This is a genomic window from Bacteroides sp. 2_2_4, from assembly GCF_000157055.1.
In the GTDB taxonomy this organism is placed as follows: Bacteria; Bacteroidota; Bacteroidia; order Bacteroidales; family Bacteroidaceae; genus Bacteroides; species Bacteroides ovatus.
The window spans coordinates 167455-192274 of sequence record NZ_EQ973365.1 but is presented as its reverse complement, the minus strand read 5'-3'; the positions used below and the strand labels follow the sequence as shown (position 1 = coordinate 192274).

Here is a 24820-nt window from a genome sequence, read left to right as displayed (position 1 = left end):
GCAAGCAGCCAAGCGTTTTTCTTAGATTATCCATATACTTTTCATTTAGTTAGAATATAATAATATTAGATTTTTAGGAATTTTAGATACAAGTCAAGGCATTCAAAATGTTCCCAACATTACTCCGCCACCTCTTCATTCTACAGTTTTAGGATGTATTCATAGTAAATAGTCTTTTTTTTTTAAGGTTTAATACTATTCCGTATTTAGTGTCAACTGTGCAAATATAGGCGCAAAGCATGGAAATAGAGATCAAATAACATCCATAATTAGTCCGCTACTGTTCAAAAGGATCGTTCTGAATATCCTTTCTAGCTATCTAATGAGCTTTGTGGACAAAAGAAGATGAAATCTATTGTACAGTTTCATAACTTCTTTTATATTTGCTCTATCAAAAGAACATAACTATGTCAAAAGCGCACGTACTAAAGAGGTATTCTTTTCTAATCTGGATATTATTCTTTGTTCTTTCTACAAAGGCTGAACAACAAGACTACTACTTCAGACAAATTTCTTTGGAACAGGGATTGTCACAATCAAGAGTGCAGTGCATTTACAGAGATCATTTAGGAGTAATATGGATAGGTACCAAATGGGGATTAAATAGTTATGACCAATCTGAACTGAAAAGTTATTTTCATGACCGGGAGCAGCCCAACTCATTGCCCGACAATTTCATTCGTTTTATTACAGAGGATCGTTTAGGCGATTTATACGTTTCTACCAATAAAGGAATTGCCATCTACAATAAAGCAGAAAATCAATTTCAGCCATTGAAATATAACGGGAAGCCATTTAACGCTTGGTCTTATCTTCAAATAGGTGACAATTTCCTGTTTGGAGGAGAAGAAACTTTATACCAATACAATCTGACGGATAAAAGTATTACGACGATCTTCCCCGACATCGATGGAGACAAGTTAAAATGTATCAATCGCATCTTTCAGTGGAGTCCCGATGTGCTGATAACCAGCAGTAAAAAAGACGGGCTTTGGATGTACGACTTGATAAAAAAGAAAATGTATCGATGTCCATTTGTAAAAGAGCGCGAGATAAACACCATATTTGTTGACTCTCAAAACCGGCTTTGGGTATCATTCTATGGCAAAGGAATAGCCTGCTACTCGAAAGAGGGGAAAAGGCTTTTCAGTTTATCCACCAAAAATTCCGGGCTCAACAACGATATCATTTTTGATTTTCTTGAAAAAGACAACCAACTTTGGATAGCTACTGACGGAGGAGGTATCAACATACTTGACTTCCAGACTATGAAGTTCTCTCATCTTAAACATATTTCCGATGATGAACAATCCTTGCCGAATAACTCTATCTACCGGCTGTATAAAGATCAGATGGACAATATATGGATAGGCAGTATACACGGAGGATTATTCGCCATTAAGAAAGTGTTCATCAAAACCTATAAAGATGTTCCACTGAACAATCCCAATGGAGTTAGCGAACGTACCGTGGTTAGCATCTTTGAAGATAAGGATACATTGCTTTGGATTGGAACAGACGGAGGAGGTATCAACTCATTTGACCAAAAAACGAATACATTTCATCATTACCCTACTACATACGGGGAGAAAGTTACCTCTATCACAGATTTTTCTGAAAATGAGCTCTTATTATCATGTTTTAATAAAGGGGTCTTTACCTTTAATAAGAGAACCGCACAGATGCAACCTTTTCCCATTATCAATGACTCTATTTCGAAAAGAGAATTTTCATCCGGTGATTTGGTAAATCTATATGCTACAAAAGATAATATTTACATATTAGGAGCAAAAGTCTATATCTACAACAAGCATACCCGGCAAACATCTATTCTCTACGCGCCCCAAATAGACATTCAACGCCAAATAGCTATGCAGGCAATTTATTCCGACGATACGCATCTGTATCTAATGGGAACCAATAACCTGTTTAAACTAAACTTCAAAACTAACGAACTATCTTCATTAGTCAATATGAAAGAGGGAGATGATTTCACATCGGCCTGCCGGGATGATAAAGGTAACTTTTGGATAGGAAGTAATTTCGGACTGCTCTTCTATAATAAACAGACTGGAAAAACAGAAAAAATACATACCAACTTGTTCAACAGTGTATCCAGCCTTGCCTATGATAAAAAAGGAAAAGTCTGGATAGGAGCACAGAACATGTTCTTTGCGTATATTATCAACGAAAAACGTTTTGTTATCCTGGACGAATCCGATGGAGTTCCTTCCAACGAATTGATATTTACCCCTATTCCTGCTCTTCGTACTCCCAATCTGTATATGGGAGGTACTATGGGACTGGTACGCATTAATACGGATATTATTTTCGAAAGCAATTCGTCTCCTATTCTCAAGCTACTTGAAGTAAAACTGAATGGTAAATCAACTCTGAAACAGGTTAATAATAACTGTATTTCGATTCCCTGGAATCATTCATCGTTCAACATTAAAGTGATTGCTGACGAAAAGAACTCCTTCCGAAAACACCTTTTCCGATATGTCATCACAGGAAAAGACAAAATGGTGATCGAGAGTTATCTCCAGACACTCGAATTGGGTACATTAGCATCAGGAGAATATACCATCAGCGTATCCTGCGACACCTCCAACGGTGAATGGAGCCAGCCGACAGAGATCTTAACTATTATAGTCTCACCTCCTTGGTGGAAATCTACCTGGTTTATTATACTATGCATTTTCTTTGCATTTCTAGTGGCAGGAATGGTCTTCTTTAGTTTGATAAGAAAAAAAGAAAATCGGCTGAAACGTGAGATGCGGGAACATGAGAAGAAGATATATGAAGAGAAAATACGCTTCTTAATCAATATCAGCCATGAGCTACGCACCCCTTTGACACTCATCTATGCTTCCCTGAAACGAATTCTCAATAAAGAGGTGAAGCAAGACGAGCTACCGGAATATCTACAGGGGGCATTCAAACAGGCGAATCAGATGAAAGATATTATCAACATTGTGCTTGATACACGCAAAATGGAGGTAGGACAGGAAGTGCTACACATCTCTTCGCATCCTTTGCACAAGTGGATACAGGAAGTGGCAGAAACATTTCAAACTGCATCTAAAGCCAAAGAAATTGAAATTACATACGACTTTGACGACAGTATACAATCTATCGCGTATGATGACACTAAATGCAAAGTTGTTCTTTCCAATCTGATTATGAATGCTTTGAAATATAGTCCTAATCAGACTCGTATTGTTATAAAAACCATCCGTACAAATGAAAGTATACAAATACACGTACAAGACCAGGGAATCGGATTGGATAATGTAGATATAAAGAAGCTCTTTACCCGTTTCTACCAAGGCAAACATAATGAGGGAGGAAGTGGTATCGGTTTATCTTATGCTAAAATGTTGATTGACTTACATGGAGGTAGGATGGGCGCTTTCAATAATAAAGACAGAGGGGCCACATTCTTTTATGAAATACCGGCTAATCTACAAGAACAAGAAGTATCATGTCCTCAACATTCCTACCTCAACGAACTTTTAAGTTCTCCGGAGGAAGAAGAGAAAATAGAATCCGGGGCTTTCTCTCTACAAGGATACTCACTGTTGATTGTAGAAGATAAACAGGACTTAAGAGAATTCTTAAAAAATGCTCTTAAGGATAAATTCAAGAAGATCTATCAGGCAGAAAATGGATTGGTAGCGCTGGAAGTTATTAAGCAACAGCAACCGGACATTATAGTAAGTGATGTAATGATGCCACAAATGAATGGCTATCAGCTATGCAAGGAAATTAAAGAGAATCTGAATATTAGCCATATCCCTGTTATTCTACTTACCGCCAGAGCCGATTCTGAAAGCCAGATGTTAGGATACAAATTAGGAGCCGATGCCTATTTGCCCAAACCATTTGAAATGGAAATGCTCCTTAGCGTGATCCAGAACCAGATGAGAAATCGTGAATATATTAAATCCAGATACAGGGGCAATCAATTCATTCTGTCTCCGCAAGAGGCTACTTTCAGCAATGCGGATGAACAATTTATGATTAAATTGAATGAAATGATCGATCAGAATCTGTCTCAACCAGATCTGGACGTAAAATTCCTGACTGCTCAAATGGCTATGAGCCGGACATCCTTATATAATAAGATCAAGGAACTGACCGGCATGGGAGCAAACGATTATATCAATCGTAGAAGAATCGACAAAGCAATCATTCTTTTAATTCAGTCTGACATGAGCATTACTGAAATATCAGAGCAGGTAGGTTTCACTTATCAACGATATTTCAGTACGTTATTTAAAGAAATGAAAGGAATGACTCCTTCTCAATTCAGAGCACAACATGGTTCCACCCAACAACAATCAGAATAGATTCAGCACTTTAGTTTATCATTTATATAGAAATTATACTTCCCGGAACAGAGCGATTAAGATTTCCAGTGCAGATTTGGACGTTTCATGATTTGAAATGACTAAAATCTGATGAGTAGAATAAGGTATTCGACTACTTTTGCAGCAAGCAATTGATAGAAAACGAATACACTTAAATTCAATTATTATGAGAAACTACTATTTAACTCTGTTACTAATATGCATTTGCGGCCTTTGCTTTGCACAGCAACAGACCAATGACATCAGTACTAAAAATCCGCCAAACAAAGAATGGAACTTCAACAATCTGGATGGATGGAAATACGGACATCAGGATAACAACCCGGATAATCAATGCATATTAGAGAATGGCTACTTACGGATCTTTACCCGAGCTAACTCGGTGGATCGGAAAAAGGTTCATACTGTAGAACGGATTTATACAACAGGAAGATATACCTGGCGTACTCATATCCCGCAAATGGGAATAGGAGATCAATGTAGCGTGGGTTCGTGGATATACCATGACGACCAACATGAATTGGATTTTGAAGTCGGATATGGTAAAGACACAGTTCGCAAGGAGTTAAATGCAGCTCCCAACGAAATGATTGCTTATATGACATCGCAGGCATATCCTTTTTCTTCCGTTCCTGTAGTAATCAAGACCGGATGGCATCTGTTCGAAATTGATCTGACATTAAAAAACGGGAACTATTACATCACCTGGTTAATAGACAACGAACCTAAACATGAACTTCAACTGGAATTTGGGAAAGACATTGCATTCCATATTTTTTGCAGTGTAGAGAATCTTAAATTTATTGGAGAACAACCGGCACAACAGGAAAATTCCGGATTGTTTGATTTCGTCAGATATACATATCATGACTAAATAAATGAACTTAGTACACATTTCTTAAAATCCCCCCAATTACATACCATGAGAACAACGTTCATTTCACTTTCTCGGATATTCATGAACATTTGTCTCAATGCGCAGGATAGAGCAGTTGATGAAGGTCATGCTCTCTAAATATAAAATAGCCCTCGCTACAAATCTGTAACGGGGGTATTTTTTAGAGGAGTCATTTCTCCTCTTGCTAATGTTTTGTTTATGTGCTTTTTATATCTGAATACATCAATCAGATAATCCCTCTCACTCTATCGTCAAATGCAGAAAGCGCAGCTTTCGCTCCTTCGCCCATAGAGATAATAATTTGCTTATAAGGAACCGTAGAAACATCTCCGGCTGCATAGATACCCGTCACATTCGTACGGCAATGTGCATCAATCATGATTTCGCCCAGACGGTTGGTTTCCACTATGTCGCGGAATACACTGCTATTCGCAGAAAGCCCAATTTGTACAAATACACCATCCAACTCAACCAAACGTTCTTCTTCCGTTTTGCGATCTTTGATGCGCAGGGCAGTCAGTTTATCACCATTTCCTATCACTTCCGTAGTCTGTGAACTTGCAAACACTTCCACATTCGGCAATGATTTAAGTCGCTCTTGAAGTACACTGTCCGCTTTCAACTCATCCATAAATTCAAAAACAGTGACTTTGGAGCAGATACCGGCCAAGTCAATGGCTGCCTCAATGCCGGAATTTCCACCACCTACTACCGCTACATGCTTTCCTTTATAAAACGGCCCATCACAATGAGGACAGAAAGCGACACCACGACCGATATACTCCGCTTCTCCCGGAACATTCAGTTTACGCCAGCTTGCACCAGTTGCAATAATCAGTGCCGGAGCCAGGAATTTCTCCCCAACAGAGGTAGTGATCTGCTTTTGTTTTCCAACCACTTCTACTTTTTCTACTTTACGATGCTCCAGCAAATCCACCGGATAACGCAACAAGTGAGTTTTCAGATTATCGGCAAGTTCATTTCCTGTCGTTTCCGGAACAGAAATTAGATTTTCAATACCCACCGTTTCTTTTACCTGTCCGCCAACACGCTCGGCCACGATAGCTACACGGAGTCCTTTACGGGCAGAATAAATAGCTGCTGATACTCCTGCAGGTCCTCCACCGACTACAATCACATCATATTCTTTCACCTCTGCATTCGCTTTGGTTTCGTCAATACCATATTGATCTTCCAACTTGGCAAGCAATTCGCCAAATTCACCACGGCCTACATGAAGCAATTTTCCATCTGCAAAGACAGAGGGTACTCCTTGTATCTTCAGTGCATCTACTTCATCCTGATAAAGCGCACCGTCTACCATTTCATGCGTAATAGCCGGATTCAAAGTAGTCATTGCATTCAGAGCCTGCACTACGTCAGGGCAGTTCGTACAAGTCAACGAAACATAAGTGGTCAGATGTATCGGGCCTTTCAGTGCTTTCACACGGTTGCAAACGGCCTCATCGGGAAAGTTCTTTCCTTTGCCGTCCAGATTCAGGATAGCCAAAAGCAATGATGTGAACTCATGTCCGTTAGGAATACCCCGGAATGTGATTCCGGTACGATCACTATTCTTTAATAAAGTAAACTTCAATGCTTCTCCCTCATTCACCGAGCAAGTGATATGATCGGAACAATCCGCTACATCTCCCAGCAACTCCAATAATTCTGTTTTGTTTTCGTGGCTGGATGATACGGATATATCAAAAGTAAAGTTTGCCTCCAGCCCAGCAAAAATACCCTTTAGTTGTTCTTTTAATGCAGATTCTAACATATCTTTTTCCTTTCATTTTTTTAAAAGAAAGGCCGGCAGCGTCTCTCGTTACCGGCCTCCCATAATCACCATTATCAAGATCTATCAAATCTTACCTACCAGGTCAATGCTTGGTTTCAGGGTAGACTCACCCTTCTTCCATTTAGCCGGGCAAACTTCTCCGTCATGGCTGGCTACAAACTGTGCAGCTTCCACCTTACGAAGCAATTCACTTGCATCACGGCCAATATTGTTATCATTCAGTTCCACCACTTTAATCTTTCCTTCCGGATTGACAACGAATGTACCGCGATAAGCCATACCCTCTTCTTCGATATATACACCCAGTGCACGGCTCAAAGCGCCAGTCGGGTCTGCCAACATCGGATATTGAATCTTGCGAATACTTTCAGAAGCATCATGCCAAGCTTTGTGCACGAAATGAGAGTCAGTACTTACCGAATAGATCTCTACACCCATCGCCTTGAACTGATCGTACTTTTCAGCCATATCCACCAATTCAGTAGGACATACGAAAGTAAAGTCAGCAGGATAGAAGAAAAGAATCGCCCATTTACCTTTCAGGTCATTGTTGGTTACAGTCTTGAAAGCTCCGTTGTGAAAAGCCTGAACGCTGAATTCAGGAAGTTGAGAATTTAAAATTGGTTCCATAATCTTTATTGCTTTTATTGTTATTAATTGATTTGACTTATAACATCAGAAACAACGTTTTGTTTTTTGTTTCTGATGCAAAGATAAAGGCAGAAACCCCGCCTTTGCAAAAAAAGCCCAATCGAATATTTCTATGCGGTGATAGATGAAATTAATAAAAGCATTTTATACCTTTGCATGCATAAACAAAAAAACTGGAAAATATATACGATTATGGAACATCCTCTTGACCAATTCTTATATTGCCCTAAATGTGGTTCCTCTCATTTTGAGATTAACAACGAGAAATCTAAAAAATGTGCAGATTGCGGCTTTGTCTATTATTTCAATCCTTCTGCCGCCACAGTAGCACTCATCTTGAATGAGAAAAATGAACTGCTTGTCTGCCGGCGTGCTAAAGAGCCGGCAAAGGGAACTCTCGACCTTCCCGGAGGATTTATCGATATGAACGAGACAGGTGAAGAAGGCGTAGCCCGTGAAGTGCTGGAAGAAACCGGATTGAAGGTAAAAAAAGCTATTTACCAGTTTTCACTTCCCAATATTTATGTCTATTCAGGTTTTCCTGTACACACACTTGATATGTTTTTTCTCTGCACCGTAGAAGACATGAGCCATTTCTCCGCCATGGATGATGTAGCAGATTCTTTCTTCCTACCTCTCTCCGAGATTCATCCGGAAGATTTTGGGTTGGATTCTATCCGTCGCGGACTTAGCTTGTTTCTAGCTCAATGCCGCTAAGATAATCTCATCAGCCTGATAGATTGAGAGTATTTCATCTATAGTTATGTCCCATTTTTAAGATATTCCTCCAAAACATCAGATAAAAAAATAATGATCTGGAGAATAAAATGCATAAAAACATGCAACTGTATGCAAAATCACAGGCTAATACCGTATAAATTCAAGTCGAATATGCATCTTTTTCTATCAAGAAAAGATTCGTTGGTTTAAAACCAAGGAGTTCTTCCCCACCGAGGAACGCTTCCTTTCTCACCGACGAAGCAGCTTTTGCTCGGTGAGGAAGACAAATAAGGGAAAATTAAGACCGTTTTTCTTCTATTTCATCACAAATATCGAAAAGGCAACAAACAACAAAATGCCAGTTTCTAACCACATTTCAGTTTACACAACAAGTGAAAAAGAAGAAAAGCATTACAATTTAATCGACAAACATCTCCTATAACAAAAAGAAAGAATTTCGCACCTACAAATCTCTGCGTTTTGTTATATTTCTCAATCCCTCCCAGTAATTACGCCTTTTATTCTCGTTTAAATATTCCTTTTCTTAAGATGGGCCATTTTTCAGTAGCCAATTGATGTATTTGTAAAATAGAAGTTCATCTCAACCAAATAGATCAAAGTAATTTATCACATAATCTTAAACAATCATATTATATTACTATAAATGAACAAAATACAACATATTGTGTTATCTTTGTAACCACCATTAATTTAATGGCCATTAAATTAACCGCCATTAAGATAGCAATAATATGAAGTTCTACGACCGAAAGAAAGAAATGGCGATACTGTATGCAGCTAAAAAGCAATCACAAACGAGCGCTTGCTTTACTGTAATGACCGGACGCCGACGAATCGGAAAAACAGCTCTACTCTTAGAGTCTGTCAAAGACACCCGATTCGTATATATATTTGTAGCAAGAAAGAGTGAAGTCCTGCTTTGCGCACAATATCAACCTGTCATTCAGGAAACGCTTGGCATTCGTATCTATGGAGAAATCAGAGAGTTCGCACAGCTCTTTGAACTGCTGATGCAACATTCCCAAAAGGAAAATTTCACATTAATCATTGACGAATTTCAAGAATTTCTCTATATCAATCCGTCTATCGTCAGTGACATACAACGTATTTGGGACCAATATCACGCGACTTCCAAAATCAATTTCATTGTATGCGGTTCCGTTTATTCAATGATGAAAAGAATATTCGAAGACCGCAAGGAGCCACTATACGGACGCCTTACCGCCCGAATTGCTCTGCATCCATTCACCACCACCGTTATCAAAGAGATTCTAGCAGACCATGCCCCCAAATTCACATCGGAAGATTTGCTTTGCTTGTATTTGCTGACAGGTGGAGTAGCCAAATACATCACCCTATTGATGGAAGCGAAAGCATTTAATAAAACTGCCATGATAAATTATGCGCTTTCCGAAGGCTCACCATTTCTGACAGAAGGCAAAGACATGTTGATTTCCGAGTTCGGGAAAGACTATGCCAATTATTTTTCTATCCTATCTCTCATTGCAGAAGGAAAAACAACACAACGAGAGATTGATTCCATCATCAATAAAAACACCGGTTCCTATTTAGCCAACCTTGAGGATGAATATTCATTAATCAAAAAAGTGAAACCGATGTTCGCTAAACCTAATAGTCGTGCTACCCGTTATTGCCTGCAAGACAATTTTCTACGATTCTGGTTTCGCTTTATTTTCTCAAACAACGCAGTACTAGAAATGGGGAAAAACCATTTACTGATAGAATATGTAGAAAAGAACTATGAACAATACAGCGGCCTATTGTTAGAAAAATATTTCCGTGAACTTATCGCTGAAGAAGAGGAAGTTACCGACGTAGGTAACTATTGGGACAAAAACGGAGAAAATGAAATAGACCTGATCGCCCTCAAGCGGTTTAACAAAACAGCACTTATCGGAGAAGTAAAAAGAAATCCGAGAAAAATAAGTATCCCGGCATTGGAAAAGAAAGGAGAAACTTTACATAAAGAATTAAATGATTATAAAATAACTTTCAAAGGATTCTCATTGAAAGATATGTAGTACTTTTGCATAAACACCCGATTATGAAAAAAGAAATTACTAGACTCATTTGTGCCGCCATCTGCTGCACGCCCATTATAGGATTTGCCCAGACAGGTGACAAGTTCACTTCGACTGACAACCTTTATAAAGAAGGGAAAGAACTTTTCCAAGAAAAGAATTATGCAGCTGCTCTGCCGGCATTGAAAGCATTTGTAAAACAAAAGCCTGTAGCCAGCCTTCTTCAGGACGCAGAATATATGCTAGTCAGTTCGGCTTACGAACTGAAAGACAAAAACCGCATCGAACTCCTCCGCAAATACCTTGACCGTTATCCTGATACTCCATACGCTAACCGTATTTATGCGCTGTTAGCCTCCTGCTATTTCTACGAAGGAAAATATGATGAAGCACTGGCACTTTTCAACTCTGCCGACCTCGATTTGTTAGGTAATGAAGAACGGGACGACTGCACCTACCAACTGGCTACCTGTTATCTGAAAACCGATAATCTAAGAGAAGCAGCCATCTGGTTTGAAACTTTGCGTGCCAACAGCCCCAAATACGCCAAAGATTGTGATTACTATCTTTCCTACATCCGCTATACACAAAAACGTTATAGTGAAGCATTGAAAGGTTTCCTTCCCTTACAGGACGACTCGAAGTACAAAGCACTCGTCCCTTATTACATAGCCGAAATTTATACGCAGCTCAAAAACTATGATAAGGCACAAATTGTAGCACAAAACTACCTGTCAGCCTACCCGAACAACGAGCACGCTGCAGAAATGTACCGTATTCTGGGAGATGCCTATTACCATTTCGGACAATATCACCAAGCCGTAGAAGCATTCAACAATTACCTGAATAAGGATCGCTCGGCTCCCCGCCGCGATGCCCTTTATATGCTGGGTCTCTCCTACTACCAAACAAAAGTCTACTCCAAAGCAGCCGAAACATTAGGTAAGGTGACAACTGACAACGATGCCCTTACCCAAAATGCATATCTCCACATGGGACTCTCTTATCTGCAACTGGCAGAGAAAAACAAAGCACGCATGGCTTTTGAACAGGCAGCCGCCTCCAATGCTAATATGCAAATCAAGGAACAGGCAGCTTACAATTACGCTCTTTGCCTGCACGAGACTTCTTTCTCCGCTTTCGGTGAATCTGTTACTGCCTTCGAGAAATTCCTGAATGAATTTCCGACTTCTCCTTACGCTGAAAAAGTCAGCAGCTACCTGGTAGAAGTTTACATGAATACACGTAGCTACGATGCAGCTTTGAAATCAATCGACCGGATTGCCAAACCAAGCGCGCAAATATTGGAAGCCAAACAGAAGATACTGTTCCAATTAGGAACTCAATCTTTCGCTAACGCCGACTTCGAACAAGCTCTGAAATATCTAAACCAATCCATTGCCATCGGACAATACAATCGTCAGACCAAGGCAGACGCTTACTATTGGTGTGGAGAATCCTATTACCGTCTAAGCCGAATGGTAGAAGCCGCACGTGATTTTAATGCTTATCTGCAACTCACCACCCAACCCAATAACGAAATGTATGCGCTTGCCAATTATAACTTAGGGTATATCGCTTTCCACCGGAAAGACTATACGCAAGCAAGCAATTATTTCCAAAAATACGTTCAACTGGAGAAAGGTGAAAATGCAACCGCACTTGCCGATGCATACAATCGTATTGGTGACTGCCACCTGCATGTACGTAACTTTGAAGAAGCCAAACAGTATTATTCGCAAGCCGAACAGATGAATACTTCTTCCGGAGACTATTCTTTCTATCAGCTGGCTCTTGTATCCGGTCTGCAGAAAGACTATACCGGTAAGATCACCTTGCTGAACCGTCTGGTAGGAAAGTACCCTGCTTCTCCTTATGCCGTAAACGCTATTTACGAGAAAGGGCGTTCCTATGTTTTGATGGACAACAACAACCAAGCCATTACTTCTTTCAAAGAATTGCTTACTAAATATCCTGAAAGTCCGGTCAGCCGGAAAGCTGCCGCCGAAATCGGATTATTATATTACCAAAAAGGAGATTACAACCAAGCAATCGAAGCCTACAAACAGGTTATTGAAAAATATCCGGGCAGTGAAGAAGCACGTCTTGCCATGCGTGATTTGAAATCTATTTATGTAGACCTCAACCGCATCGACGAATTTGCTGCTTTAGCAAATGCTATGCCAGGACACATCCGTTTCGATGCTAACGAACAAGACTCGCTTACGTATGCCGCCGCAGAAAAGATTTATGCACGAGGCAGAATGGAAGAAGCCAAAACAAGCCTCAACAAATACCTGCAAACTTTCCCGGAAGGAGCCTTCAGCCTGAACGCACATTATTATCTCTGCCTGATCGGAAACGAGCAGAAGAATTATGATATGATTCTTCTCCATTCCGGTAAGTTGTTGGAATATCCAAACAATCCGTTTGCAGAAGAAGCACTGATCTTGCGTGCTGAAGTGCAATTCAACCAGCAAAATATGGCTGAAGCATTGGCTAGCTACAAAATGCTGAAAGAAAAAGCAACCAACGTAGAGCGCCGCCAACTTGCTGAAACGGGTATTCTGCGTTGCGCCTTCCTATTGCGAGATGACATAGAAACCATCCATGCAGCTACCGACTTGCTTGCAGAGGCCAAACTTAGTCCGGAGCTAAGAAATGAAGCTCTTTATTACCGTGCTAAAGCCTATACCAAGCAAAAGGCTGACAAGAAAGCAATGGAAGACTATCGTGAACTGGCCAAAGACACACGTAACTCTTACGGTGCCGAAGCTAAATATCAGGTTGCACAATCCCTCTACGACGCAAAAGAATATGCCGCTGCAGAGAAAGAGTTGCTCAACTATATAGAACAGAGTACGCCACATGCTTATTGGCTAGCACGCAGTTTTGTCCTTCTATCCGACGTTTATCACGCTACAGGTAAAGACCTGGACGCACGCCAATATCTGCTAAGTCTGCAACAAAATTATCAAGGGAATGACGATATTGAAAGCATGATTGAAAGCAGACTTAGTAAATTGAAAGTTGAGAATTGAGAATAAAAAAATAGAAAAGTATGAAACGATCTCATTATATAATAAGAGGACTCGCATTGGCAATCTCAATGCCATCCTGCCTTCAAGCCCAAACCACCCAACCGAAGGATACAACAATGACCCGCACGGTCGTTGTGGAACAAGAATATAACCCGGACATTATGGATGCTTCGAAAGTGAACGTCCTGCCTAAAGTAGAAGAACCGACAGTGAGCAAGAAAGAAGTAGAATATGCTACAACATTCTTTCCGGCCACTTCCGTTCCGGCAGGCCTGATGCGCCCCTATACCGGAAAAGAAGTTCAACCCGGCACTACCCCGGGATATGTACGTGCCGGATATGGTAATTATGGCAATTTGGATATTCTTGCCAATTATCTATTCCGTCTGTCGCAGAAAGACAAATTGAATGTACGTTTCCAAATGGATGGAATGGATGGTAAACTAACGCTTCCTTTCACAGACTCCGAAAAATGGAATGCATTTTATTATCGCACACGCGCAAATGTAGATTACACACACCAATTTAATAAACTGGACTTAAATATTGCCGGAAACTTCGGATTGAGCAACTTCAACTTCCAACCGGAAAGCGTAAACAGCAAGCAGAAATTCACATCCGGTGACTTCCATGCGGGCATTCATTTCACTGATGAGACTGCCCCACTGCGTTTCAACGCAGAAACAAATCTGTTGATGTATGAACGTCAACATAACATGTTCAATGAATCTGAAGCCAATACAGGTATCAAGGAAACAATCATACGCACCAAAGGCGATGTCACGGGAGCTATCGGCGACCAACAATTAATAACTATCGCTTTGGAAATGAACAATCTTCTCTACAACGGATATACAAAGAATGTTTCCACCGGAGATGAATACTTCAAAAACTACACAACGCTTCTTTTAAATCCATATTACGAACTGGATAATGATGACTGGAAACTGCATATCGGAGCCAATGTAGATTTATCTTTCGGATTTGACAAGTCTTTCCGTATCTCACCCGATATCACTGCACAGTATATTTTTTCTGATAGCTACATTGTTTATGCAAAAGCAACCGGCGGTAAGCAATTGAATGATTTCCGCAGATTAGAAAGTATCTGTCCTTACGGTGAACTGCCGGAGGCAAATACCACTGCCACTTTGGGATACGTACAACGTCCTTATGATACTTACGAGCAAATCAACGGTAGTATCGGATTCAAAGCAAGCCCTTATCCGGGACTTTGGTTCAACGTGTTCGGTGGTTATCAGAATCTAAAGAACGACTTATCTTATTTAGGTTTTGACCCAAGTAATATTCATTCAGGTTCTTACCTTTCTTTTGCTCAAGATAATACAGAAAATCTCTACCTTGGCGGTGAAATCAGTTACGATTACAAAGATATCCTCGGAATATCAGCTAAATATACTTACCGTAATTGGGACAGCAAAACAGAGGAATATCTGTTGGCTGTGAAACCAGTCAGTGAAATGTCTTTCAATGTACGTATTCATCCGATCTCTGCTCTTAACATAAATCTAGGTTATGATTACATCAGCCGGAAAGAAGTGAAAGAATATGCAAAAATGACCGCAATTAATGATTTGCATATCGGAGCCAGCTATAATGTATTCAAAGGAGTATCCGTTTATGCTCAAGTACATAACCTGCTGAACAAGAAATATCAATATTATTTAGGTTATCCTACGGAAGGATTCAATTTCTTAGGAGGATTGAGTTTCCGGTTCTAAAGTTTATCAATAAATCACAGTAACAGTTATAACACGAGACACTCATCTCATAAAAAAGAGGGCATCTCCCATAGGGATGATGTCCTCTTTCAAACCAAAAACTTAATCTTCAATTATTATTTTGTTATCCTCACAACAAACCCACCACCAGGAGCCATGTGTAAATTCAACTTCTTATTGGCTGATACGCGGATCACTTCACGCTTATAGTCTTTCCCAACACGATCGGCATTGATACCATCTCTAAATATTTCTGCATTGAACTCACCATCACCCAAGAAAGACAGATCGACTTCAACATCACGCTCTTTCCAGTCGGTCAATCCACCCACATACCAGATACCGTCTTTCTCACGTGCCATTACAATATGTTCGCCTACTTTTCCGCTTATTGGAAGTGTCTGATTCCATACAGTAGGAATGGCAGCGATAAACTTCGTACATTCTTCCTCTTTCAGATAATTAGTAGGTGCATCACACAGCATATTAATAGGAGAATCAAAAATAGTATACAATGCTAACTGACGGCAACGTGTACCCTGACTCATCGGTTCTGTATAGACAGCATGAAAGTTCTTCATGATTACGTTATTCATCGCTCCCTGTGTATAATCAAGTGGTCCGGCAACCATGCGGATGAAAGGAGCTGTCACATCATATATCACTTGATCTGTTCCCGGTTCTGCCCACTTCATTTCTTCCAGTCCATGGACACCCTCGAAATTGATCGTATTCGGATAAGTACGTTGCAAACCAGTCGGTTTGAACGTTCCATGGAGATCTATCAGCAATTTGTATTTTGCTCCGGTTTCAGCCGCTTTACGGTTAAACTCAACTACTTGTTGGTCGTCACGGTCCATAAAATCAATCTTGAAACCTTTGATTCCCATTGCGGCATAATGCTTACATACACGATCCATGTCTTTTTCAAAAGCACGATAGCCCGCCCAAAGTATCAAATCAACATTTTTGCTTTTTGCATAGCTAATCAACTCTTTCAAATCGATTTCAGGAATCACCTCAAACAAATCCGCTTTACCCGGCACTGCCCATCCCTCATCCAATATCACATATTCGATACCGAATTTCGAGGCAAAGTCAATATAGTATTTATAAGTCTCATTGTTGATACCTGCGCGGAAATCCACGTTGTAGAGATTCCAGTCGTTCCACCAGTCCCAAGCCACTTTACCCGGTTTAATCCAAGAAAAATCTGTAAATTGTGCCGGAGTAGCCAGTTTATATACCATATCATTACAAAGCAGTTCTGCATCATCCTTGGCAATGACCATGACACGCCAGGGAAATGCTGTGTTTCCCTCCACTCTAGCAATATAAGGTTCACGAGATTTTACTACCCCTTTCAGTCCGCGAACTTCGTCTACTATCGTTTTCGGATAAGCTGCAAAGATTCCATCCAGAGAATATCCATGCTCACCATGTTTCACATACATACCCGGATAGTTCATCAAATCGGCTTCAGTGATACAGATTTTTTTTCCGTTCTTTCCCTCGACCAAAACCGGTAAAAAGGCAATCTGTTCCTTATCCCATGCAGACAAGGCAGTTTCCAGATACGTATTTTGGAAAGAACTGTAGAAAGGATCTTTCTTGCCCTCGTTCATTCGGCCTTTCGGTGAAGCTACAAAAACTTTCGGATCATTCGGAAAACAGAAAGAAGCCTGCTCGCTTTCCACCATAAACGGCTTCTTCAGTTCAGAGACAAAACGATAGGCTGCACCATCTTCATAAGCTCTGAACACCAAGCTATATCCTCCTTTAAAGTCAATGGTTAGTTCATTGAACTGGTCCTTGATTGATTTCTTCTTATAGATGGGAGGATAGATAGTCTCATTTACAGAACGGCGGCTGATCTTCTTTACTTTCGGATTGAGTCCGAAAGCTGTACCATCAGTTAGTTTCATGAAAATAGGAGATGGAGCCACCATCACATCGTTGTCGTGAAGAACGGAGTATTCCACATTCTTATCATTCACAATCACATTCACCTGCACTTTACCGGAAATGTCTTTCAGCTCGTACACTTTCTGTGCACAAATGGTTAAAGGTGCGATAGCCATTAGAACCGGCAAAAGTCTTTTCATCATACGTTTCATAAACTAATACTTTTTGTATTTCACACAGTTTTTTATTTACATATTTATCATAAGAGTACCGCTTGGCAGAGATAAAGGAGGAAGCTTAACAGGAAGAATTTCCTGCTAATAAAGCATTGAACAAGTGCTAAATAGCACCTTTCTTATCTCATTCGCGCTACCATTTTTTAGAAATCAATTGTCACCTGATAGGTATCCTTATTCTCAAAGAAGGTCTGTTGCACCTCATATTCGGGAAGCCATACGTATTTTTTTTCCCCTTTATATTCGGCTTCGAGCAAGAAAGTGAACCAGCGGTTATAAGGCAATTCGTCGGTATGCAAAGGAGGTGCGGGGCTATCATATAAGTTGGGGACACCAGTTATCAGATATTCTCCTTTCTTATCCGTCTCATAAGTACGGTAAGGAGTAGCGATCAGGTCATTGAATTTTGCACGTGAACCATACAGATTCAGCTTTACCCCTTTTTGCTTTTTACCTTTCACTTTTACAGATACCTGTATGTTTTCGGGGAACATTTGTTTGAAGAATCCGTCGAAATCACGTCTCGGACGTTTGGATTTGGCGGTGTGATTGATTATATGAACTGCATACGAGCTCCATTTATATGTTTTATAATGACTGTTCATCACACAAGAGTCAGGTTCATATTCGATATGGTTCACCGGATTGTTCTTTGCCCGGATTCTATCAGCATACAAGTCGGTTACCCCACGATAATGTCCGAACTCATGTGCCACTCCTCTATGAAAATAGTCGATACCAAACAGATCTTCATGTTCCGTCTTGCTACGGCTACGGCAAATTACCATATTCAGATCGTCCGCCCCACCGCCGCAATACCATCCTTTAGCCGATTCTTCATCGTCAAAATCAAGAATAGAATCTATAATCAGCAGTACATCGTGATTGGGAAAACCGGCACTCTTCTGATAGATTTTCTCCAATTGGCGGGAGGAGCAGTCGTAAATCACCTGCAGATCCGGTATATAACGGAAATAGTAGTTGAAACGTCCATTGCCGGCTTTGTTCCAGAAGTCGTTCACTTGGTCGAAAAAAGCATTCAGCTTCGCTTGATAAGCTTCTTTACCTCCCCAATGCTCCACTCCGGCCTTATCGACAGCCACAAATACCCGGTATTCAATGGTGTCCAAAGATTGTTGAATCTGATTTTCCTCCAATGTCTTTGCCTCCATCCAAGAGAAGAAAGGCAATAGAGCGGGAAATATGAGCCATCTTTTCCAGTTGTTTTTCATATTAGTTCTTAGTTAAGAATGTATTTTATTTCTTGTAAATCACGACTATTTCCACCGACCATCAAAGTGAAGTCTCCTTTCTCCACAATGAACTTCATTTGATTATTGTAGAATCCTAGTTGTTCATCTTTTACGTCGAAGGTGACCGTTTTGCTTTCACCTGGACTCAGCTTAATCTTTTCAAAGCCTTTCAATTCTTTGATAGGGCGAGTGATAGAAGCCACCTCATCACGCACATACAACTGAACAACTTCCTCGCCCTCGCATTTTCCAGTATTGGTAACCGTTACAGCAACACGTGTATAAGTACCTTTTCCATCACCCGGAAGCAGTTTCACATCCGAATAATTGAAAGTAGTGTATGACAAACCGTAGCCGAACGGATAAGCAGGCTCCGTAGGAATATCAATGTACTTCGCACACCATCCGCCCAATGCAGTGGGGCGTCCTGTGCTCTTATATTGATAATACAATGGTATCTGTCCGTTATGCTGCGGAAAAGTCATTGGCAGCTTACCCGAAGGATTATAATCTCCCCAAAGTACATTACAGATAGCATTACCCGCTTCACTCCCCAGCCACCAGGTACATAAGATAGCGGGAGCCTCCCGACGAACTTCATTGAAAATAACAGGACGACCACACATCATTAGTACAACTACCGGTTTGCCAGTCTTCACCAATTCGGAAACCAAACGCTGTTGTTCGGCAGCAATAGAAATATCTCCTTTCGAACGCATCTCACCGCTTTCCCAAGCTTGTTCTCCCATTGCAACGATAACCACATCCGATTGGCGGGCAGCAGCTAAAGTCTGATCCAGATTTACAATTTTATTCGTTTTCAAGTCGTAGCCATCGTTATAGTTGATGTCCACTCCTCGTTTCTCCATTGCCTCATACAAGGTTACTACTTTACCAACCTCTGCACAGGACCATGCACCGCACATATCTTTCTGCGATTTGGAAAGTGCACCAATCAAAGCAACTTTCTTGATAGAAGAAGAAAGCGGTAACACCGAGTTTTCATTTTTCAAAAGAACAATAGAACGTTCGGAAACGTAGCATGCTTCCTTGCGGGATTCCTGTGAACCAATCACTGTACGTTCCCTTTCTTCATCACAGTATCTGAACGGATCATCAAATAATCCCAGTTTATATTTCTGTTCCAAAATACGTCTGACAGCATCATCCACCAGCTTGATAGATACCTTACCCTCTTTTACCAGAGACACCAGATTCTTGGAATAGCATTCACTTACCATCTCCATATCCAGTCCGGCCTTGATTCCTTTATAAGCAGCTTCTTTTTCATCTTTCGCATAACGGTGGTTCATCATTTCTCCCACTGATCCCCAGTCGGATACCACAAATCCTTTAAATCCCCATTGATTCTTCAGGAGCTCCCTCAACAGAAAAGTACTTCCGGTAGACGGTTCGTTATTAAAGTCATTGAACGCACTCATGAAAGTAGCAGCACCGGCCTCTGCACCAGCCTTGTAAGGAGGCATATAGAAATTGACAAACTGTCCCATCGACATATCCACACTATTATAATCTTTTCCGGCAATAGCTGCACCATATCCGGCAAAGTGCTTAATACAGGATAAAATAGTATTCTCTTTCGATAAATCATCTCCCTGTAAACCATGTACACGCGCCTTAGCAACCAACGAGCCATAATAAGGATCTTCACCGGCCCCTTCCATCACACGCCCCCACCGGGCATCCCAGCTAATATCCACCATTGGAGCAAACGTCCAATGCAACCCGGCTGCTGCAGCTTCCTTTGCCGCACATCTCGATCCTCTTTCTATAGCATCCAGATCAAAACTCGCAGCCTCTGCCAATGGCAACGGAAAACCTGTTCTATATCCATGAATAACATCCAATCCGAAAAGCAAAGGAATCTGTAAACGTGATTTCATAGCTGCCTCCTGATATTTACGAGTATTGGCAGCACCGGATACATTCAGCAAAGAACCGATCAATCCCTTACTTATATCTTCTGTCCGACTGATACGTGTATTATCAGGACCTGTGGCAAATCCACCGGAACATTGGCTTAACTGCCCCACTTTTTCTTCCAGTGTCATCTTTTTCATCAGACCGGATATGAAACGATTCATTTGAGCCTCATCCTTTTGATTCTGCGCCATGCTTCCCATAGCGAAAATCGCCATACACGAATATGTAATTAGTCTTTTCATCATTTTATTATAAGAGTTTATCTGTATTGATTTAAATGTTAATATCCTCCATACGTTTTACTTTCTATCGCAAAGATAGCCGCTGGTCAGATTCACATTGGCGAATTGCGTACAAAAGGACAATAATATCGTAAAGTCTGCTTTTTTTCTATTTCTTTCCGTATAGCATTCAAGCACTTCTGTCATTTTTTTGCCTTTATTGATACGATTTTCTCCTTACTCTTCACTTATTCGTAAGAGATATTATCCAGCACTTTTATTCCCTCTTTCCGAACACCTGTCTCAAACAGATTCTTAAACGATTCTACCGACAATGAAGTGGACGGTTTAAAATCTGAAGAATTCATATACGCCAGCAAAGCGGCATAGAATTGTAATCCTTCCGGTGTGTCACGTACCGCTTCCAAGTCGGACATACAAAGCAGTAATTTACTGCCCTCTACATTCAACTCCATCAATAAGCCGAGTTTATGATTTCGTTCCACATTGTCAATTACCTGCACAATAGGGCGGTATTCTTTTGGCATACCATCCAGAATAAGCGGATAGCTATGTTTGATAATTGGATACCACTGCCAGTTCGTATGGTATTCGGTCGGGAAATCATCGAATACCGGATGCTCGGGATTGGTCAGAATCCCCAATGTACCAGGTGAAGCAGGTTTCTTGATGCGGTCACAGATACTTTTGAACATACGATAATTCCAATAGTCGGTCTGGAACAATCCTCCCACTGTTACTTCTTTACAGTCTTCCTCAAGAGGCATCAACAATACCTTTCCACCTTGCTTTAAGGCATTCAGCACATCATCCGTTAGTTGGCGGGCAACTACAACATTACCTGCCTTCAATTGCTTCTTTGCAGGATATATCCATAGCGGATAACTATTCTGATAGGAAGTTCCGGATACTTTCAAAAGTAATTCGGCTTTATACGCTTGCTCCACATCGGGCAATGTCAAACGAATAGTTCCGGCAGTCAATAATCCTAATCCCGATGGAATAGCCATCTTACCTTTGCCAAGGCTTTTCTTCCCATTTTTGAGTTCCCATGAAATACTTTTTTCGTTCAATGAAGTTTCTCCATAATTGGCAATCTCAACAGTACCTGCGAATGATTCACCGCCTGTCCAACAGAATTTGGCAGTTGTCAATAAAGGAACCACTTCACTACAGAATTCTCTCCATTTCTTCGGTTCAACCAATCCTTTACTATCCATAAAAGCATCCAGAATACCAACATAAGCCGACCCCTGTCCCGGATAATCCTGTAAATCGAGTAACTGAAAACCAGCCATCCGTTTGGAACGGAGATTCATTTCAATATCTGCCCGGTAAAGTTCCACAGACCATGCACCCGATGCTTTAAAAAAATCATCCGCCTGCTCCAGCATGCCGGCTTTCTCCAAGCGGTCACGAAACACTTCAAAATTCCAGGGAGCTAAGACTCCTGTATATTTCTTCATCTCCTCATAATTCGGGTAAGTTTGAAACTGTCCGGTTTCATGTCCGATCACCGGAACAGGAGATTTTTCCAGAGCCTCATCAAAGTTCATTACCGAATTAGGATAGGTATTATTAAGATAGCCACCTTCTTCCGCATCTGCGAAAGAGAAAGAAGCACGAGCATGAGTAGAATAACCCTCACCACTGCCTACACGACAAGTTACCAGAAAATCCTCACCCGGAATATGTCCTCGTGAGCCTAAAAAGATATTCGAACCATACGTGTATAGGTGTCTCGGCTCTATGGACCGGAAACAATCTACAAACTCTTTCATCACATCGATGTCACCTCCCAGCTCATTTCCCAAGGCAAAGAGTACAAAAGAAGCATGGTTACTATATTCACGCATGATATTCTCTCCATCTTTCATCAGAAAATCCATCAGCTCGGCAGATTCTTTCTTAAACCCTCCCCAGATAGGTAATTCCGGCTGCAAGTAAATACCCTCCAAGTCCGCAGCTTCAAAACACGCAGCAGGTGGGCACCAAGAATGAAAACGACAATGATTCAATCCATATTCCTTACAAATCCTGAAATAACGACGCCATTGTTCCAAGTCCATCGCCGTATGGCCCGTCAAAGGGAATACACAGGCATCATGTTTTCCTCGAAGAAATGTTTTGGCGCCATTGATAGTGAAATGCGTTTCTTCAGTTTTAAAGTCACGCAAACCGAAACGAACTGTTTTCTCGTCTATGCCATTTATCTCTGCTTTCAGTTGATATAGAGCCGGCTGGAGGTCACTCCACAATACAGCATTATCTCCCAACTGATAAGTGAATTCATATTCCTTGCTCCCCTCTTTCAAATTATATTCTGCAGATCTGGCTTTATGCTTTTTGGCAGTATTGAAAGCAGAAGCTGACAACTGCAGTTTCTTCCCACCAATGCCTGAAGAATTGGAAAGAGTTATTTTCACTTTTACGGAGCGGTCTTCTACTTGAGGAAAAGCCTGAATGGACTCAATAAACAATGGATTCATTGCCTGCAATTCCATCCGTCCGATAATACCGTTCCAGTTTGTCTGGGTAGATTCCGTACAAGCGTGAGAACTTGAACGAATCTGCCCGGGAATACTTTTTCCGTTATCTACACAAATAGTCAGCTTATGTGAACCGGGAGCCAGGAAGTGAGTGAGATTAAATTCCTGTGGGGTAGATAAATAGTTGCATTTACCCACTTCCCGACCATCGATCCACACGGTTGTCGGACGAGTACGTTCCAGAAACAACACGATATGCTTTTCTTTCCAGTCGGCTGGTATTTCTATATTCCTGCTATACCATGCCGCACCTTCATATTTATAATATCTGGACAAATAAGTGGTCTCCGACTTGTTGGTATTCTCTATTCCTTTTCGATTCGAATCTGTTGTACCGGGTAAAGTCACAGTTTCTGCAAAATCCATGTTCCACAGTTTTTCCTGTTCTCCCTTGCCGTGAGGGTCCAATGCAAAACTCCACGTTCCGCTCAAATCAATCATTTTGCGCAAACCTGATGTCTGCGCCCATGATGTACACAAAAAAACAAATAATAATAAAAGAGTTCCAGCTAATCGATTACGCAAAACTTTATTCATAATATATGATTTAATGTCCTTAATTTATCTGTTTACAAAGATAGGACGGAGAACAAACCACAATGACAAATCCCGTACAAAAAAACAATAATATCGTAAAAGATACTGTGTATCATCTCTTTTATATCACTATCAGCATGATAATGTCCTTGCCTGACTGATAAAATACACAAATAGTTTTTTCATAGCTTCATCCCCTTCCACAGCCTGCAACTCTGGGTGGAACTGAACACCCCAAATATGTTCGGAATCAGATTCGATTGATTCTATGACTCCATCATCAGCGAAAGCAGATGCCTTGAATCCACAAGCCAATTTCTTAACGGCTTGATGATGAATGGAGGAGACTTTCAAACTTTCCTTGCCTGTAACAGAATACAATTTTCCGGTCCTCAAACATCGCACATTATGCTGTAATATCATAAACGCATCCGGTGACCGATGATTAATTTCCGAGGGATATTGAGCAGGCAAATCCTGATATAATGTTCCACCAAAATAAGTATTAATAATCTGCATTCCCCGACAAATACCTAAAACGGGAATTTGCCTTTCGGATGCTAAGCGCAGCAAAGCATAATCAAAGTCATCCCTATCCCGGCAACATTCTCCACATTCAGGAAGAGTCGATTCTCCGTATATCACAGGCGATATATCTCCCCCACCTGTCAGGAGTAAACCATCAATAAAAGAAACCACAGATTGTAAAATCTGTACATTGTCGGTAAACGGAAGAATAAAAGGGATGCCGCCCGCTTGAAGGACAGCATCCACATATTTTCTTTTCACAGATATTCTTCCCGGAATATCAATTTCAGTAGAAATACCAATAACAGGAATTTCTCTTTTTATCATTCTCATTGTC

13 protein-coding genes are annotated in these 24820 nt (G+C 40.8%); 6 read left to right on the top strand and 7 right to left on the bottom strand.

What is annotated here, in order from left to right; all coding sequences use genetic code 11:
• The first annotated feature begins 407 nt into the window (after positions 1-407).
• Positions 408-4355 (top strand): two-component regulator propeller domain-containing protein, encoded by a 3948-nt coding sequence (locus BSCG_RS06580; protein WP_008776873.1) that lies wholly within the window; start codon positions 408-410, stop codon positions 4353-4355.
• 187 nt (positions 4356-4542) lie between these two features.
• Entirely contained in the window at positions 4543-5250 is a 708-nt protein-coding gene (locus tag BSCG_RS06585; RefSeq protein ID WP_004307894.1) for a hypothetical protein, read from the top strand.
• Positions 5251-5500: 250 nt separating this feature from the next.
• On the opposite strand, the gene ahpF is transcribed toward BSCG_RS06585, so the two are convergent.
• Together ahpF and ahpC are read right to left on the bottom strand one after the other, a co-directional pair.
• The gene (ahpF, locus tag BSCG_RS06590; protein ID WP_004307893.1) at positions 5501-7051 is read right to left on the bottom strand and encodes an alkyl hydroperoxide reductase subunit F; all 1551 of its coding nucleotides are present in this window, start codon (positions 7049-7051) and stop codon (positions 5501-5503) included.
• Positions 7052-7135: 84 nt separating this feature from the next.
• The gene (gene ahpC, locus BSCG_RS06595) at positions 7136-7702 is read right to left on the bottom strand and encodes an alkyl hydroperoxide reductase subunit C (RefSeq protein WP_004307892.1); all 567 of its coding nucleotides are present in this window, start codon (positions 7700-7702) and stop codon (positions 7136-7138) included.
• Between the two features lie 213 nt (positions 7703-7915).
• Here ahpC and BSCG_RS06600 point away from each other — a divergent pair, with 213 nt between their 5' ends.
• The 4 genes from BSCG_RS06600 (at position 7916) to BSCG_RS06615 (ending at position 15289) form a co-directional block, all read left to right on the top strand.
• Positions 7916-8440 carry an NUDIX hydrolase gene (locus BSCG_RS06600; RefSeq protein ID WP_008770568.1) on the top strand — a complete coding sequence of 175 codons (525 nt, stop codon included), beginning with the start codon at positions 7916-7918 and terminating at the stop codon, positions 8438-8440.
• Positions 8441-9195: 755 nt separating this feature from the next.
• Positions 9196-10506 carry an ATP-binding protein gene (locus BSCG_RS06605; RefSeq protein ID WP_004307889.1) on the top strand — a complete coding sequence of 437 codons (1311 nt, stop codon included), beginning with the start codon at positions 9196-9198 and terminating at the stop codon, positions 10504-10506.
• Positions 10507-10529: 23 nt separating this feature from the next.
• Positions 10530-13547, top strand: coding sequence for a tetratricopeptide repeat protein (locus BSCG_RS06610; RefSeq protein ID WP_008776872.1), 3018 nt, complete (start codon positions 10530-10532; stop codon positions 13545-13547).
• A gap of 20 nt (positions 13548-13567) precedes the next feature.
• Positions 13568-15289 carry a hypothetical protein gene (locus BSCG_RS06615; RefSeq protein WP_004323104.1) on the top strand — a complete coding sequence of 574 codons (1722 nt, stop codon included), beginning with the start codon at positions 13568-13570 and terminating at the stop codon, positions 15287-15289.
• Between the two features lie 116 nt (positions 15290-15405).
• On the opposite strand, the gene BSCG_RS06620 is transcribed toward BSCG_RS06615, so the two are convergent.
• From BSCG_RS06620 to BSCG_RS06640, 5 genes are all read right to left on the bottom strand, one after another.
• Entirely contained in the window at positions 15406-17406 is a 2001-nt protein-coding gene (locus BSCG_RS06620) for a glycoside hydrolase family 97 protein (RefSeq protein ID WP_004315091.1), read from the bottom strand.
• Between the two features lie 167 nt (positions 17407-17573).
• Entirely contained in the window at positions 17574-18662 is a 1089-nt protein-coding gene (locus tag BSCG_RS06625; protein WP_004323103.1) for a hypothetical protein, read from the bottom strand.
• An 8-nt stretch (positions 18663-18670) separates the two neighbouring features.
• Positions 18671-20872, bottom strand: a complete 2202-nt coding sequence (locus BSCG_RS06630; protein WP_004323102.1) for a glycoside hydrolase family 3 N-terminal domain-containing protein — start codon at positions 20870-20872, stop codon at positions 18671-18673.
• A 224-nt stretch (positions 20873-21096) separates the two neighbouring features.
• The gene (locus BSCG_RS06635; RefSeq protein WP_008776871.1) at positions 21097-23955 is read right to left on the bottom strand and encodes a sugar-binding domain-containing protein; all 2859 of its coding nucleotides are present in this window, start codon (positions 23953-23955) and stop codon (positions 21097-21099) included.
• 132 nt (positions 23956-24087) lie between these two features.
• Positions 24088-24810 carry a gamma-glutamyl-gamma-aminobutyrate hydrolase family protein gene (locus BSCG_RS06640; protein ID WP_004315087.1) on the bottom strand — a complete coding sequence of 241 codons (723 nt, stop codon included), beginning with the start codon at positions 24808-24810 and terminating at the stop codon, positions 24088-24090.
• Positions 24811-24820: the final 10 nt, after the last annotated feature.

Bases quoted from the DNA above. Each gene is read 5' to 3' on its own strand.
- BSCG_RS06610 (WP_008776872.1), top strand. From the start codon at position 10,530: ATGAAAAAAGAAATTACTAGACTCATTTGTGCCGCCATCTGCTGCACG.
- BSCG_RS06585 (WP_004307894.1), top strand. From the start codon at position 4,543: ATGAGAAACTACTATTTAACTCTGTTACTAATATGCATTTGCGGCCTT.
- BSCG_RS06580 (WP_008776873.1), top strand. From the start codon at position 408: ATGTCAAAAGCGCACGTACTAAAGAGGTATTCTTTTCTAATCTGGATA.
- ahpF (WP_004307893.1), bottom strand. From the start codon at position 7,051: ATGTTAGAATCTGCATTAAAAGAACAACTAAAGGGTATTTTTGCTGGG.
- BSCG_RS06625 (WP_004323103.1), bottom strand. From the start codon at position 18,662: ATGAAAAACAACTGGAAAAGATGGCTCATATTTCCCGCTCTATTGCCT.
- BSCG_RS06630 (WP_004323102.1), bottom strand. From the start codon at position 20,872: ATGATGAAAAGACTAATTACATATTCGTGTATGGCGATTTTCGCTATG.
- BSCG_RS06640 (WP_004315087.1), bottom strand. From the start codon at position 24,810: ATGATAAAAAGAGAAATTCCTGTTATTGGTATTTCTACTGAAATTGAT.
- BSCG_RS06635 (WP_008776871.1), bottom strand. From the start codon at position 23,955: ATGAATAAAGTTTTGCGTAATCGATTAGCTGGAACTCTTTTATTATTA.
- BSCG_RS06600 (WP_008770568.1), top strand. From the start codon at position 7,916: ATGGAACATCCTCTTGACCAATTCTTATATTGCCCTAAATGTGGTTCC.
- BSCG_RS06605 (WP_004307889.1), top strand. From the start codon at position 9,196: ATGAAGTTCTACGACCGAAAGAAAGAAATGGCGATACTGTATGCAGCT.
- ahpC (WP_004307892.1), bottom strand. From the start codon at position 7,702: ATGGAACCAATTTTAAATTCTCAACTTCCTGAATTCAGCGTTCAGGCT.
- BSCG_RS06620 (WP_004315091.1), bottom strand. From the start codon at position 17,406: ATGAAACGTATGATGAAAAGACTTTTGCCGGTTCTAATGGCTATCGCA.
- BSCG_RS06615 (WP_004323104.1), top strand. From the start codon at position 13,568: ATGAAACGATCTCATTATATAATAAGAGGACTCGCATTGGCAATCTCA.